Raw genomic sequence first — 15270 nt, forward strand, 5'->3', positions numbered from 1 at the left:
GCGGTAGAGGCGGGGCCCCTTGTTAACCACCGACGCGGGTGAGCGAGGGCTCGGCGGGCACGGCGGGAGCGGCGAGGAGGCCACGGCTACGGGCCCAGCGCTCGAACAGCACCGTGGCGAACGGGGGCACGGCGCTGGCCAGCGCCAGCCCGGTCTGCACCAGCGACCAGCGGCGGCGCCGGGCCACCACGAGCGCCAGCAGCCCGTACGCCACGAAGAGACCGCCGTGGATCGGGCCGAAGATCTGCACGCCGATCTCGTCGCGCGGCGGCCCGTACTTGACCGCCATGCCGGCCAGCAGCGCCGCCCAGGAGCACGCCTCGGCGATCGCCGCCCACACGAACGCCCGGATCCACCCGTCGCGCATCAACACTCCCCCTTCGACCGGCGGCCCATGGTAGCCGGCCGCGCGGTTGCCAGGTGTTAAAAGGGGGCCCCGCCTATGCACGAGGCGTTAAGAGGGGGCCCCTCCTTACCGCCGGGGATCAGCGGGGGCGGCACGGGGTACAGAAAAGGTCCTTCAGGCCTTTCCTGACCCGCCGCTCCGTGCGAGGTTGGGAGGACCAACGGTGACAGGGTGGTGACCATGGGCGAGGACGTCGGCGCGCGCACCTTCAGCCGGGAGGACCGGGCCCGCTACCGCGACAAGGTACGGCGGTGCCTCGACGTCTTCGCCGAGATGCTGCGCGAGTCCCGGTTCGACGTGGAACGGCCGATGACCGGGCTGGAGATCGAGCTGAACCTGGTCGACGACGGGTTCGACCCGGCGATGCGCAACGCCGACGCGCTGGAGGCGATCGCCGACCCGGCGTTCCAGACCGAGCTGGGCCAGTTCAACGTGGAGATCAACGTCGCGCCGCGCCGGCTCGCCGGCACCGGCACCGCCCAGTTCGAGGAGCACGTCCGGGCCAGCCTCAACGCCGCCGAGGAGAAGGCGCGCACGGTCGGCGCGCACATGGTCATGATCGGGATCCTGCCGACGCTGCGCCCGGAGCACCTGACCGCGTCCTCGCTCTCGGCCAACCCGCGCTACGCGCTGCTCAACGAGCAGATCTTCGCCGCCCGGGGCGAGGACCTGCCGATCGCGATCAGCGGGGTGGAGCGGCTGGCCACCACCGCCGACACCATCACGCCCGAGGCCGCCTGCACCAGCACCCAGTTCCATCTCCAGGTCAGCCCGGCGCAGTTCGCCGACTACTGGAACGCCGCCCAGGCGGTCGCCGGCATCCAGGTGGCCCTCGGCGCGAACTCCCCGCTGTTCTTCGGCCGGGAGCTGTGGCGCGAGACCCGGGTCCCGCTGTTCCAGCAGGCCACCGACACCCGTGCGGAGGAGATCAAGGCCCAGGGGGTACGCCCGCGGGTGTGGTTCGGGGAACGCTGGATCACCTCGGTGTTCGACCTGTTCGAGGAGAACGTGCGCTACTTCCCGGCGCTGCTGCCGGTCTGCGACCCGGAGGACCCGGCGACCACGCTGCACAGCGGCGGGGTGCCGAAGCTGGCGGAGCTGCGCCTGCACAACGGCACCATCTACCGCTGGAACCGGCCGGTCTACGACGTACTGCGGGGCCGCCCGCACCTGCGGGTGGAGAACCGGGTGCTGCCGGCCGGGCCGACCGTGCTGGACACGGTCGCCAACGGCGCGTTCTACTTCGGCGTGGTCCGGGCGTTGGCCGAGTCGGACCGCCCGCTCTGGTCCCAGATGTCGTTCAGCGCCGCCGAGGAGAACTTCAACGCCTGCGCCCGGCACGGCATCGACGCCCAGGTGTTCTGGCCGGGCCTGGGCTACCTGCCGGTGACCGAGCTGGTGCTGCGCCGGTTGCTGCCGCTGGCCCACCACGGGCTCGACCGCTGGGGCCTGGACCCGGTGGAGCGGGACCGACTGCTCGGCATCGTCGAGCAGCGCTGCCTGACCGGCCGCAACGGCGCGACCTGGCAGGTGGAGACGTTGCACCGGTTGGAGTCCGCCGACCACCTGGACCGGCCGGCCGCGCTGCGCGAGGTGGTCCGCCACTACGTGGACCTGATGCACAGCAACCGCCCGGTGCACGAGTGGCCGATCCCCTGACCGTCACGGGGTGGGGAACGACCGGTCCCCGAACAGCACGCCCCGGGCCGCGGCACGCCCGATCGGCGTCCGCAGGAGGGTGAACGCCGCCGTCGCGACGGCCGGCGTGCGCACCTGGGCCAGTCCTCGGCGCAGCGTCAGCCGGCCCCGGAAGCGGGCCCGCAGCGCGGCGCCGTCGTAGCGGCGCACGGCTTCGCGGCGGCCCGTGCGCAGCGCCTCGTCGAGGATGTCCGCGGCGTGCGCGGACAGCCGCAGGCACGGGTCGAGGCCACCGGCGGTGAGCGGGCTGACCGCGCCCGCCGCGTCGCCCACCAGCAGCCCGTCCGGGCAGCCGATGCGGCGCAGCAGCCCGCCGACCGGGATCGGCCCGCCGCGCCGCTCGACCGTCCCGGACCGGTCCGCGCCGGGCAGTCCCGGGGCCGTCGCGGCGAACCGGCGCAGCGCCTGCCGGAGCCCGCCGGGGAAGCGGTCGGGGTAGCCGGCGACGCCGACGTGGGCGTGCCGCCCGTCGTTGACGACCCAGGCCAGGTAGCCGGGCGCGAGCGTGGGGTCGAGCACGCAGTGGAACGTGGGTGGACCCTCGCCGGCGGGGACCCCGAACACCTCCTCGGCGCCGACCAGCAGGTGGCGGTTGCGGTCCAGGCGCAGGTCGCGGGCCACCCGGGAACGGGCGCCGTCGGCGCCGACGACGAACCGGGCGCGGACCTCGACCGGCCCGTCGGGACCGTGCAGCGCGAGGGCGTCGGCCCGCCGGCCGGTGTAGCGGGTGCCGAGCGCGATCCGCACGCCGGCGTCGGCGGCGGCGTGCGCGGCGGCCGTGTAGAGCCCCGCCATGTCGCCGACGCGGTACTCGTCGCGCCCGCTGTCCACCGTGACCGGGCGGCGCAGCCCGGGCGGGTAGAGCACGACGCGCCGGATGGGCGGGCCGAGGCAGTCCTCGGGCAGCGGGAAGTCGTCGAGCGTGCGGCGGACGAAGATGCCGGTGGTCCGGATCGCGCCGGCCAGGGTGGGGCGCCGGTCGACCAGCAGCACGTCGTGGCCGCGCCGGGCGAGCAGCGTGGCGGTGTGCAGACCGGCCAGTCCGGCGCCGACGACCAGCACGTCGAGATCGTTCATGTATCGAGTTTCGGTGTCTAGCTATCGAAAGTCAATCGGTTCGCGGCGGTGTCACCCGGAGACGACGGCGAACACCAACGCGCCGACAGCGGCGAGTGGCAGCGCCACGGCCACCGCGAGCAGCCGCGGCCGGGCGGTACGCCCGACGAGCACGACCAGCAGCGCGGCGAGCGCGAGGTCGATCGCGACGTTCCACCATCCGCCCGGGTAGCCGGACCGCGCGCGGCCGGCGAAGCGCAGCGCCTCCTCGACGAACACGGCGGCCGGCAGCGCGGCGCCGACCACCCCGCGCCACCCGTCGGCGCGAGCCCAGGTCCCGGCCACCCCGAACACCACCCCGGCGAGCACCCCGAACGCCATCCAGAGCAGCGAACTGGGCGCCACGACCACAGCGAGGTCGTCGCCCTGGATCAGCGCGGCCGCCAGGTAGTAGCTGGGCACCGCGACCACCAGCAGGACGGTGGCGGCCACGGCGGCCCGCACCGCACCCGACCGGACCCACCAGCCGAGCGCGAATGCGGCGACCGCCCAGACGGCAGTGGAATTGCCGAGTTCGGCGAGTGGATACGGCACCCGCGTGATCCAGATGAAGTCGACGAAGCCGAGCAGGATGCCGGCGACGGGGGCGAGCAGGGTCGGGCGGTGACGCGAGGGCGGCATGCGCGGGAGCATACTGAGTATGCTCCCCGGCGCTCATGGCCGGGCGTCACCCTCGAGGCCTCCCGGAGCGCACCGCCGCCTCGGCGACCGCCCGTCGGCCCCGTGGGCGAGCGTCCGCCATGTCAGACCAGGCGGGTGAGCAGGACCCGGCCACCCTCGTAGACCCCACCGTCGATGGCGACGACCCGGCCGTCGGCGTAACGCAGCGCCTCCCGCACGTCATCCGGCGCCACGCCGAAGTGCTTGGTGAGCGTGCTGTGCCCGTGCACCAGGACGTCCCCGCCGAGCGCGAGCAACATCGTCGACACCGCGTCGTCCGGGCGCGCCGGCTCGGCCTTCCGAAACGCCCCCCGGTCGCTCATCCGCCCGCAGAACTCCAGCCACTCGACACCGTCCGACGAGGCCATGGCCGCCGCCACGGCCGCGTTGACGGCTGCGACGTCCGAGCCGAACTCCAGATATCGCGCGGTGTCGGAGTGCACGAGCAGGTAACCGTCGACGACCGCGACGGCGGGCAGACTCATGATCCAGTCGATGTGCCAGGGCGTCAGCCGGGCAAGGTCGTCCTCCCGGCCGCCGAACCGTGCCCAACCACCCCGGAAGCCCCCGGGTTCGTCCCACCCGGGGATCGGTGTGGTGCCGAACCGGTGTGCGGCGAGCAGTTGAGCCTCGTGGTTGCCGAGCAACGCCCGCACCTCGCCGCCGGCCTCCTCAGCGGACGCGGCCAACCGCCGCACGTCCTCGATCACCCCGATGCCGTCCTGACCACGATCGACGTAGTCGCCCAGGAACCAGAGCCGGGCCGATCCGCCGGACCACCGCCCGTCGCGGTCGACCAACCCCTCGTCGCGAAGCACGCCCCTCAGCTCGGATCGGTGCCCGTGCACGTCCGCGACCACATACAACGGTGGATTCAGCCCTGGCATCGACGAATCCTATCCGCGGGCCGCCCGGCCGGTGACCCCGTGAACGCCCACCCGGTCACAGGGAGACGATCGCCGCGCTCTCGGCCGGCGGTTCGACGCCGTCGCGTGACCGTGACCCCCTCGGGGGTGGCCAGCAGCACCCGACGGACCACCCCGGGCAGGTTGACCCGCTGTACGAAGTCGAGGAAGCCGAGCAGGACGCGGGCGACGGGGCGAGCAGGGCCAGGCGGCGGCGCGAGGGCGGCGTGCGGGTGAACATACTGAGTATGCTCACCGCAGCGCCGGTCGGCTCGGCGCACGGCGTCGAGGGTCACGGCGCGGCCTCCCGACAAGCGCGTCGTCCGGTCCCCGCGCTCCGTGTCTCGCGGCGGGACGGCGGGACGGCGCACCGGCACGAGCGGCGCGCCATTCGGGTGGTCAGGCCGGAGCGCAACGCCGGCGCAGGGTGGGCACGCCGGGCCCGGTGAGGTCGTCACAGTAGACGGCCCGGCCCGCCATCGCCATGGTCAGCGCCAGGGTGGTGCCGCTGACCAGTGGGCCGGCCCCGGCGGCGAAGGGACCGTCGGTCGCCTCCACCCGCAGGCCGTCGACTGCGCTGCGTCCGGCCACCGTGAAGTCCCGCCGTGCGTAGAAGGCGGCGACCGGCGTGACCGCGCCGACCGGCGGCGTCCGGTCCAGACCGAGCGGACGGCGGATGTCCTGGGCGTGCACGATCACCTCACCGAGCCAGGCCTCGGTCGGCCCGAACGTCGACGTGGTGCTGCCGAGAACCCGGCGGAACCGGTCGAGCGTCTCCCCCGGATCGGCGCCCCGGTGCTCCGCCAGTCGGCGGTCGTTGTGCCGGTCGAAGTCGAACCGGGCGCCGAGCACGCTGGCCACCCAACGGGCCCGGCCGACGCTCGCCGCGGCGGTGAGGTGCGCGAGCACCTCCTCGACCGTCCAGCGGCCGCACAACGAAGGCTGCGCCCACCGCGCCGGGTCGAGCGCGGCCAGGTCGTCGGCGAGGGCGGCACGCTCGGCGTGGGTGAGCGCCCACAGCTCGTCGCGGGTCGGGGTGTCGGACATGGAACCTCCACGGTCGGGTCGTCGGAGGTAGGACCGCGCCCCGCCGCCGAACTCACCGCTCCCACCGCGGACCGCGACGCTCAGAGGGAGACGATCGCCGCGCTCTCGGCCGGCAGCTCGATGCCGTCGCGCATCACCGTGACCCCCTCGGAGGTCGCCAGCAGCACCCGGCGGACCACCCCGGGCAGGTTCACCCGCTGTGGCCGGTCGGCCAGGTTGGCCACCACCAGCGTCGAGCCCCGGCGCATCACCAGGAACTGGTCGCCGTGGCGCACCTCGACCCGGTGCAGCCGGGGGTCGGACAGGTCGGCCCGGGACCGGCGCAGCGTGATCAGCCGCCGGTGGAACTCGTACATCTCGCGGTGTTCGGGCTTGTCCAGCTCGGCCCAGTCCAGCCGGGACCGCAGGAACGTCTGCGGGTCCTGCGGGTCCGGCACGTCCCCCTCCGGCCAGCCGTGCGCGGCGAACTCGCGTCTGCGGCCGGTGGCCACCGCCGTCGCCAGCTCCGGCTCCGGATGGCTGGTGAAGAACTGCCACGGCGTCGTCGCCGCCCACTCCTCCCCCATGAACAGCATCGGGGTGAACGGCGCGGTCATCAGCAGGGTGGCGCCGACCCGCAGCAGCCCGGGCGAGAGCGTGGCGGAGATCCGGTCACCGGTGGCCCGGTTGCCGATCTGGTCGTGGTTCTGCAGGTAGGCCACGAAGCGGTGACCCGGGGTGCGCTGCCGGTCGACCGGTCGGCCGTGGCTTCGGTTGCGGAAGCTGGACCAGGTGCCGGCGTGGAAGAACGCGCCGGTCAGCACGTCGGTGAGGCACTCCAGGGAGCCGAAGTCGCCGTAGTAGCCCTGCCGCTCGCCGGTGAGCAGCGTGTGCAGCGCGTGGTGGGCGTCGTCGTTCCACTGGGCGTGCAGGCCGTAGCCGCCGGCCTCGCGCGGCGTGATCAGCGTCGGGTCGTTGAGGTCGCTCTCGGCGATCAGCGACAGCGGCCGGCCGAGGTGCGTCGACAGCGCCTCCACCTCGGTGGCCACCTCCTCCAGCCAGTGGGTGGCCCGACCGTCCGGCATCGCGTGCACGGCGTCCAACCGCAGCCCGTCGACGTGGTAGTCGCGCAGCCACATCAGCACGCTGTCGACGATGTAGCGGCGCACCCCGTCGGAGTGCGGACCGTCCAGGTTGACCGTGCGGCCCCAGGTGTTGCTCTGCTCGGTGAGGTACGGCGCGAAGCGCGGCGCGTAGGCCCCGGAGGGCCCGAAATGGTTGTAGACGACGTCGAGGATCACCCCCAGGCCCTTGGCGTGGGCCGCGTCGACGAACCGCTTCAACCCGTCCGGCCCGCCGTAGGGCTCGTGCGGGGCGTACCAGCAGACGCCGTCGTAGCCCCAGTTGTGCTCGCCGTTGAACGCGTTGACCGGCAGCAGCTCGACCAGGTCGACGCCGAGGTCGACCAGGTGGTCGAGCCGGGCGATCGCGCCGTCGAACGTGCCCTCCGGGGAGAACGTGCCGATGTGCAGCTCGTAGAGGACGCTGCCGGGCAGTTGCCGACCGGTCCAGGCCGCGTCGGTCCAGTCGAAAGCGGCGTGCGAGTAGAGGCGGCTGGGGCCGTGCACCCCGGCCGGCTGCCACGCCGACCGGGGGTCGGGCAGCGCCTGCTCGTCGTCGTCGAGCAGGAACGCGTAGTCGGTGCCCGGACCGGCGTCGGGCACCTCGACCCGCCACCAGCCCGACCGCCCGGGGCGCATCTCGTGGTCGGCGACGCCGGGCAGGCGCAGCCGCACCCGGGCGGCCTCGGGCGCCCACACCGTGAACTCGGTCATGCGGCGGCCTCCACAGAGTCGGTGGGTGCGAGGAGGGCGACGGGATAGGTGCTCAGCAGATCATCCAGGAGCAGCTCAGAACCACTGTAGACCCGACCGGTGAACAAGTCGGTGCACTCGTGAACGGGAAGTGACAGGGTGGTGTCCCGCCAGCCGCCCGAGCGGGCCAGCCGCAGCGGCAGCCGGGTCGCCACCGCGACCGCGCCACCCCGGTCGAAGGCCACCGCGTGCGCGCCGGCCGGTCCGTGCGCCGGCACCGGCCGGTAGCCGGCGAACAGCTCCGGGCGGTCGCGGCGCAGGCGCAGCGTCCGGGAGACCACGAGCAGCTTGGCCGCGCCGTCGGCGGCCACCGCCGGCCGCCAGCCGGCGTCGAGCCGGGCCAGCGTCTTGCGGCGTACGGCGAAGTCGACCGGCCGCCGGTTGTCCGGATCGACCAGGGAGTTCTCCCACAGCTCGGTGCCCTGGTAGGTGTCCGGAACGCCGGGCATGGTGAGCTGGACCAGCTTCTGCCCGAGCGAGTTCGACCAGCCGGCCGGGGTGATCTCGTCGGCGAACGCGGTGATCTGCGCGTGCAGCTCCGGGTCGTCGTACATCCGGTCGACCAGGGCGTGCATCTCGTGCTCGAACGCCGGGTCGGGGTCGGCCCAGCTGGTGCTGACCGACGCCTCCCGGGCGGCCTTCTCCGCGTACCCGTGCAGCCGGTCCCGCTCGACCGGCCAGGCGCCGACGGCGGTCTGCCAGAGCAGGTGGGCCAGCGCCGGGTCGGCCAGCGGGGCCCGGGACATCCAGTCGGTCACCCGCTCGGCCCAGCGCCCGGGGATCTCGCTGAGCACGGCGAGCCGGGCCCGCACGTCCTCGCCGCGCTTGGTGTCGTGGGTCGACAGCGTGGTCATGCTCGCCGGCCACCGCACCTGGCGGGCGGTGGCGAACCGGTGCAGCTCCGCCGGGGGCACCCCGAAGTGGGCCGGGCTGCCGCCCACCTCGTTGAGCGCCACGAACCGGCTCCACCGGTAGTAGGCGGTGTCCTCCACGCCCTTGGCCATCACCGCGCCGGTCAGCTGCGGGAACCGGGCGGCCAGCTCGTGGTCGGGGTCGCGGAGCCGGGCGGTGACGGCGTCCAGCACGCCGGTCAGGTCGGGCCGGCGCCGGCCGGCCTCGCTGCGGGCGGCGGCGAGGTGCCGGGCCCCCTCGGGCGGGTAGCCGCGGTAGACCGGGAAGCACGCGGCCAGCTCGGCCAGGGCGGCGCGGACCTGCTCGCGCGGCAGCTCGGGGACGAACGCGGCGAGGCGGGTCAGCTCGGCGGCGAGCAGCCGGGTGGCGGCCTCCAGCTTGGTGCCGTGGGTCAGGTCCTGCCAGGAGGTGTGCCGGCCGGTGAGCCGGCCGTCCAGCGCGGTGAAGTCCGGTTCGGCGTCCGGGTCGACGAACAGCCCGCTGACCGCCGCCAGGGCGTCGTAGCCGGTGGTACCGTCGACCGGCCAGTCCGGCAGGTCCTCGCCGTACTCCAGGATCTTCTCCACCACCAGCCAGCTCTCCGGCGCGGCCGCGCGCAGCCGGGCCAGGTAGCCGGCCGGGTCGCGCAGACCGTCCGGGTGGTCGACCCGGATGCCGTCGACGTCGCCGGCGTCGACCCAGCGCAGGATCTCCGCGTGCGTGGCGTCGAAGACCGCCGCGTCCTCCACCCGCAGGCCGGCCAGGTCCGACACGGCGAAGAACCGGCGGTACGTCAGCTCGGCGTCCCCGCGCCGCCAGTTCACCAGCTCGTAGTGCTGCCGGTCGTGCACCTGCCGGGGCGTCCCGTCGCCGGTGCCGTCGGCGACCGGGAACCGGTGCTCGTGGTAGCGCAGCTCGCCGTCGACCAGCTTGAGGTCGTCGAGCGCGTCGGGAGCGTCGGCGAGCACCGGCAGCAGCAGTCGGCCGCGGTCCCAGTCGATGTCGAACCAGTGCGCGTACGCCGAGTCGCGGCCCCGGCGCAGCACGTCCCACCAGGCCGGGTTGGCCTCCGGACGGGCCACCCCGGCGTGGTTCGGCACGATGTCGACGACCAGGCCCAGCCCGGCCGCGCGCAGCGCCCGGACCAGGCGCCGCCGGCCGGCCTCGCCGCCCAGCTCCGGGTTGACCGCCCGGGGGTCGACCACGTCGTAGCCGTGTGGGGAACCGGGGGTGGCGGTGAGCAGGGGCGCGGTGTAGAGGTGGGTGACGCCGAGCGCGGACAGGTAGTCGGCCAGCTCGGCCGTGGCGTCCAGGTCGAAGCCGGGGCGCACCTGCACCCGGTAGGTGGAACGAGGGGTGTCGGGCATGGGTCAGGCCGTCCTCTCCAGGACCAGCAGCGAGCGGTCCGGTACGCAGACCGTGCCCCCCGCCTCGACCAGTGTGGTCTTCTCCGGATCCGGTTCCGCCGTGCTGATCACCAGTTCCCACCGGGGACCGAACTCCTCACCGGGCAGCGTGAAGTCCAGCGGCGCGTCGTGCGCGTTGAACAGCAGCAGGAACGAGCTGTCCCGGTGGCGTTGGCCGTACTGGCCGCGCTCCGGGATGCCGTCGCCGTTGACGAACAGGGCCACCGAGCGGCCGAAGTCGTTGCCCCAGTCCTCGCCGGTCATCTCCCGGCCGTCCGGGGTGTACCAGGCGAGGTCCGGCAGGCCGGAGCCGGTGGCCCGGCCGCCGACCGGCAGCCCGGTGAAGAACCGCCGGCGGCGGAACACCTGGTGCCGGTTGCGGAAGTCGGTGAGCCGCCGCACGAACGCGAGCAGCTCGGTGTCGGCCCGCTCCCAGTCCACCCAGGCCAGCTCGCTGTCCTGGCAGTAGGCGTTGTTGTTGCCGCGCTGGGTGCGGCCCAGCTCGTCGCCGTGGCCGAGCATCGGCACGCCCTGGGACAGGATCAGCGTGGCGAGGAAGTTGCGCCGCTGCCGCGCCCGCAGCGCCAGCACGCCCGGGTCGTCGGTCTCCCCCTCGACTCCGCAGTTCCAGGAGCGGTTGTGACTCTCCCCGTCCCGGTTCTCCTCGCCGTTGGCCTCGTTGTGCTTGTCGTTGTAGGAGACCAGGTCGGCGAGGGTGAAGCCGTCGTGGCAGGTGACGAAGTTGATGCTGTGGAACGGGCGGCGGCCGTCGTCCTGGTAGAGGTCGGCGGAGCCGGAGATGCGGGACGCGAACTCGGCCAGCGTGGCCGGCTCGCCGCGCCAGAAGTCCCGGACCGTGTCCCGGTACTTGCCGTTCCACTCGGTCCACTGCGGCGGAAAGTTGCCCACCTGGTAGCCACCGGGGCCGATGTCCCACGGCTCGGCGATCAGCTTGACCCGGCCCACCACCGGGTCCTGCTGCACCACCTCGAAGAACGTGGAGAGGCGGTCCACCTCGTAGAACTCGCGCGCCAGGGTGGCGGCGAGGTCGAAGCGGAAGCCGTCGACGTGCATCTCGGTGACCCAGTAGCGCAGCGAATCCATGATCAGTTGCAGTGAGTGCGGGCTGCGCACGTTGAGGCTGTTGCCGGTGCCGGTGTAGTCGACGAAGTAGCGCCGATCCTCCTCAGACAACCGGTAGTAGCTCGGGGTGTCGATGCCCTTGAAGCTCAGCGACGGCCCGAGGTGGTTGCCCTCGGCGGTGTGGTTGTAGACCACGTCGAGGATGACCTCGATCCCGGCGGCGTGCAGCGCCTTGACCATGCCCCGGAACTCCTGCACCTGCTGGCCCAGGCGGCCCAGCGCGGAGTAGCCGTGGTGCGGGGCGAAGAAGCCGATGGTGTTGTAGCCCCAGTAGTTGCGCAGCCCCAGGTCGACCAGGCGGTGGTCGTGCACGAACTCGTGCACCGGCATCAGCTCGACCGCGGTCACCCCGAGCTGCTTGAAGTGCTCGATCATCACCGGGGAGGCGATCGCCGCGTACGTGCCGCGCAGCTCCTCCGGGATGCCGGGGTGACGCATGGTCAGCCCGCGCACGTGCGCCTCGTAGATCACCGAGTGGTGGTAGGGGGTGCGCGGCGGCTTGTCGTTGCCCCAGTCGAAGTACGGGTTCACCACCACCGACTTCGGCATGAACGGTGCCGAGTCGACGGTGTTCATCCGGTCCGGGTCGCCGCCGACCTCGTAGTCGTAGACCGACGGGTCCCAGGAGACCTCACCGTCGACCGCCTTCGCGTACGGGTCGAGCAGCAGCTTGTGCGGGTTGCACCGCAGTCCGTTGGCCGGGTCCCACGGCCCGTGCACCCGGAACCCGTAGCGCTGGCCGGGCTCCACGCCCGGGATGTAGGCGTGCCAGACGTACGCGTCGACCTCGCGCAGCTCGACGCGCCGCTCGGTGCCGATGTCCCACTCGTCGAACAGGCAGAGCTCGATCTTCTCCGCCACCTCGGAGAAGATCGCGAAGTTGGTCCCCATCCCGTCGTAGGTGGCTCCGAGGGGATAGCTCTCGCCCGGCCAGACCTGCATGTCGCTCCTTCGGGCCCATGATCGTGAGCGCACCGGACGGGGGACGGCCGATGCGCACGCCGTTGATGCCCCGCCTCACGCGCCGCCAATCCACCCGTTCGGACCGTAACCGAAACGATCGGGTGTTGTCCGTCACGATCGCCCTTTTCGAGATGCGGGTTCGCGCCGGATGGACTTTCCTGGATCGCGGACACGCGCCCGCGCGTTTCCGCCCGGCCGTTCGGCCATCCCTCACCACTGCCTTCCGCCGCCACCGATGCCGGCGTGTCCTCCCCTGCCATGGACGGAGATCGACGTGACCTCTCTGCGGGTCGGCGCGCAGCCCGCCACCGCGACGGACCGGCTCCACCGGCCCACCCTGACCTCCCGCCCGACACCGCCGCCGCAGCCCGGCGCCGCGCCCCGCAGGCGGCGCATCCTCATGCTGTCGTGGGAGTACCCGCCGGTGCTGGTGGGTGGGCTCGGTCGGCACGTGCACGCGCTCTCCGTCGCGCTGGTCGCCGCCGGGCACGAGGTCACCGTGGTCACCCGGCACGCCGAGGGCGCGCCGCTGGAGGAGTACGCCGACGGCGTGCGGATCGTCCGCGCCGCCGAGGACCCGGTGACCTTCCCACTGGCCACCGGCTCGCTGCTGGCCTGGACCATGGCGTTCAACCACACGCTCACCCGGGCCGCCCTGCGCGCCGCCGAGTCGGGCGTCTACGACGTGATCCACGCCCACGACTGGCTGGTCGCGCACACCGCGATGACGCTGCGCGAGCACCTCGACGTGCCGCTGGTGACCACCATCCACGCCACCGAGGCCGGCCGGCACCAGGGCTGGCTGCCGGAGGAGATGAACCGCACCATCCACGGCGTCGAGCAGTGGCTGGCCGGTGAGTCCGGCCGGGTGATCGTCTGCTCCGGCTACATGCGCGACGAGGTGGGCGCGCTGTTCGGCGTGGAGCCGGCCCGGGTCGACGTGGTGCCCAACGGGGTCGAGCCGCACCGCTGGCGGGTGCCCGCCTCGGCGGTCGCCGCCGCCCGGGCCCGCTTCGCCGGCGACGGCCCGCTGGTCACGTTCGCCGGCCGACTGGTCTACGAGAAGGGCGTGCAGCACCTGCTCGCCGGTCTGCCCCGACTGCGCGACCGGCACCCCGGGCTGCGTGCGGTGATCGTCGGCGACGGCCCCTACAAGGCGGACCTGGAGGCCGAGGTGCACCGGCTCGGGCTCGGCGCCACGGTCAGCATGCCGGGCTTCCTCGGCGGCACCGACCTGCCCGCGGTGATGGCCGCCTCGGACTGCTTCGCGGTGCCGAGCATCTACGAGCCGTTCGGCATGGTCGCGCTGGAGGGCGCGGCGGCCGGCGCGCCGCTGGCGGTGTCCCGCACCGGTGGGCTGGCCGAGATCGTCGAGCCGGGCGTGACCGGGATGACCTTCGCCCCGCACGACCCGGACGGCCTCGCCGAGGCGGTGCACGCGCTGCTGTCGGACCGGGAGCGGGCCCGCGCGCTGGCCCGGCGCGCCCGGACCATGGTGCACGAGCAGTACGGCTGGGCCGCCATCGCGTCCCGCACGGCCGCCGCGTACGCCGCCGCGATCGCCGGCGACCCGGCGTTCACCGCGGCCCGGGCCGAGCAGCGCATGGCCGCCGGCCGTGCCCTGCCCGCCCTCCCCGAGGGCAACCTCCTCACCGCCGCCGGCCTGCGGTGAAAGGAAGGGCCCCCTCTTAACGCCTCCGGTAGAGGAAGGGCCCCCTTTTAACACCTCCCGCACGCCTGCACACGCGCACGACAGAGGCCGCCCACCCGAGCCGGGTCGGCGGCCTCTGTCGTCAGCCTGTCTGTTAAGAAGGGGCCCCTCCTCTACCTCAGGCGTTAAGAGGGGGCCCTTCCTTGCACCTCAGCGGTCGGCGGCGGGGAGGTACTCCCGCTCGGCGGCGCCGGTGTAGATCTGCCGCGGACGGCCGATCTTGGTCTCCGGGTCGTTGATCATCTCGCGCCACTGGGCGATCCAGCCCGGCAGCCGGCCCAGCGCGAACAGCACCGTGAACATCTTGGTCGGGAAGCCCATGGCCTTGTAGATCAGCCCGGTGTAGAAGTCCACGTTCGGGTAGAGCCGGCGGGAGACGAAGAAGTCGTCGGCGAGCGCGATCTCCTCCAGCTGCATCGCGAGGTCCAGCAGCGGGTCGGGCTTGGCCATCCGGCCGAGCACGTCCTGGGCGGCCTTCTTCACGATCGCGGCGCGCGGGTCGTAGTTCTTGTAGACCCGGTGGCCGAAGCCCATCAGCTTGACGCCGTCCTGCTTGTCCTTCACCTTCTGCACGAAGGTGCGGACGTCGCCGCCGTCGGCCTGGATCTTCTGGAGCATCTCCAGCACGGCCTGGTTGGCACCGCCGTGCAGCGGGCCGAACAGCGCGTTCACGCCGGCCGAGACCGAGGCGAACAGGTTGGCGTTGCTGGAGCCGACCAGCCGCACCGTGCTGGTGGAGCAGTTCTGCTCGTGGTCGGCGTGCAGGATGAACAGCATGTCCAGCACCCGGGCGACCACCGGGTCGACCTCGTACGGCTCGGCCGGCACGCCGAAGGTCATCCGCAGGAAGTTCTCGACGTAGCCCAGCGAGTTGTCCGGGTAGAGCAGCGGCTGGCCGATCGACTTCTTGTACGCGTACGAGGCGATGGTGGGGACCTTCGCCATCAGCCGGATCGTGGACATCTCCACGTGCTCGGAGTCGAACGGGTCCAGGCTGTCCTGGTAGAAGGTCGAGATGGCGCTGACGGCCGAGGAGAGCACGGCCATCGGGTGCGCCTCACGGGGGAAGCCGTCGAAGAAGCGACGCATCTCCTCGTGCAGCAGCGAGTGCCGGCGGATCCGGTCGCTGAACTCGGTCAGCTGGGTCTGGCTCGGCAGCTCACCGTAGATCAGCAGGTAGGAGACCTCCAGGAAGGAGGACTTCTCGGCCAGCTGGTCGATGGGGTAGCCGCGGTACCGCAGGATGCCCGCGTCACCGTCGATGTAGGTGATCGCGGACGAGCAGGACGCGGTGTTGACGAAACCGGGGTCGTACGTGGTCATCCCGGTTTCCTTGAGCAGCTTGCTCACCCCGATGCCGGCGGGGCCCTCGACCGCGGACTGCACCGGCATCGACAGCTGCCCACCGGGGTGGTCGAGCTTGACTTCCGTCATCTGTTCCTCGCTTCGCCGGCAAGATCTTCGTTGAATT

At 72.8% G+C, this 15270-nt stretch carries 11 protein-coding genes; 2 read left to right on the forward strand and 9 right to left on the reverse strand.

Translation table 11 applies throughout. The annotated features are described in order from the left end of the window. Positions 1–22 precede the first annotated feature (22 nt). Complete coding sequence (locus GA0070622_RS20245; RefSeq protein WP_091575378.1) at positions 23–367, reverse strand: DUF3817 domain-containing protein; 345 nt, start codon at positions 365–367, stop codon at positions 23–25. Positions 368–586: 219 nt separating this feature from the next. On the opposite strand from GA0070622_RS20245, the gene GA0070622_RS20250 reads away from it, so the two are divergent. Further along, positions 587–2065, forward strand: a complete 1479-nt coding sequence (locus GA0070622_RS20250; RefSeq protein WP_091577712.1) for a glutamate-cysteine ligase family protein — start codon at positions 587–589, stop codon at positions 2063–2065. A 3-nt stretch (positions 2066–2068) separates the two neighbouring features. On the opposite strand, the gene GA0070622_RS20255 is transcribed toward GA0070622_RS20250, so the two are convergent. From GA0070622_RS20255 to glgX, 7 genes are all read right to left on the reverse strand, one after another. After that, complete coding sequence (locus GA0070622_RS20255) at positions 2069–3181, reverse strand: NAD(P)/FAD-dependent oxidoreductase (protein WP_091575380.1); 1113 nt, start codon at positions 3179–3181, stop codon at positions 2069–2071. Between the two features lie 51 nt (positions 3182–3232). Then, entirely contained in the window at positions 3233–3841 is a 609-nt protein-coding gene (locus GA0070622_RS20260; protein ID WP_245666449.1) for a DUF6518 family protein, read from the reverse strand. 122 nt (positions 3842–3963) lie between these two features. Beyond that, complete coding sequence (locus tag GA0070622_RS20265; RefSeq protein WP_091575386.1) at positions 3964–4767, reverse strand: metallophosphoesterase; 804 nt, start codon at positions 4765–4767, stop codon at positions 3964–3966. A gap of 417 nt (positions 4768–5184) precedes the next feature. Continuing rightward, positions 5185–5832, reverse strand: a complete 648-nt coding sequence (locus GA0070622_RS20270) for a maleylpyruvate isomerase family mycothiol-dependent enzyme (protein WP_091575389.1) — start codon at positions 5830–5832, stop codon at positions 5185–5187. Between the two features lie 80 nt (positions 5833–5912). Then, positions 5913–7646 carry a malto-oligosyltrehalose trehalohydrolase gene (treZ, locus tag GA0070622_RS20275; protein ID WP_091575391.1) on the reverse strand — a complete coding sequence of 578 codons (1734 nt, stop codon included), beginning with the start codon at positions 7644–7646 and terminating at the stop codon, positions 5913–5915. Continuing rightward, a complete protein-coding gene (gene treY, locus GA0070622_RS20280) occupies positions 7643–9943 on the reverse strand; it encodes a malto-oligosyltrehalose synthase (protein ID WP_091575394.1) in 2301 nt (766 codons plus the stop codon). The genes treZ and treY overlap by 4 nt, the downstream gene beginning before the upstream one ends. Before the next feature lie 3 nt (positions 9944–9946). Then, on the reverse strand, positions 9947–12067 hold the full coding sequence (glgX, locus tag GA0070622_RS20285; RefSeq protein ID WP_091575397.1) for a glycogen debranching protein GlgX: 2121 nt from the start codon (positions 12065–12067) through the stop codon (positions 9947–9949). Positions 12068–12362: 295 nt separating this feature from the next. Here glgX and GA0070622_RS20290 point away from each other — a divergent pair, with 295 nt between their 5' ends. Beyond that, positions 12363–13760 (forward strand): glycosyltransferase family 4 protein, encoded by a 1398-nt coding sequence (locus tag GA0070622_RS20290; protein ID WP_091575400.1) that lies wholly within the window; start codon positions 12363–12365, stop codon positions 13758–13760. A gap of 189 nt (positions 13761–13949) precedes the next feature. On the opposite strand, the gene GA0070622_RS20295 is transcribed toward GA0070622_RS20290, so the two are convergent. Continuing rightward, on the reverse strand, positions 13950–15233 hold the full coding sequence (locus tag GA0070622_RS20295; RefSeq protein ID WP_091575403.1) for a citrate synthase: 1284 nt from the start codon (positions 15231–15233) through the stop codon (positions 13950–13952). Between the last annotated feature and the right edge of the window lie 37 nt (positions 15234–15270).

Source organism: Micromonospora sediminicola, from assembly GCF_900089585.1.
Classification (GTDB): Bacteria; Actinomycetota; Actinomycetes; order Mycobacteriales; family Micromonosporaceae; genus Micromonospora; species Micromonospora sediminicola.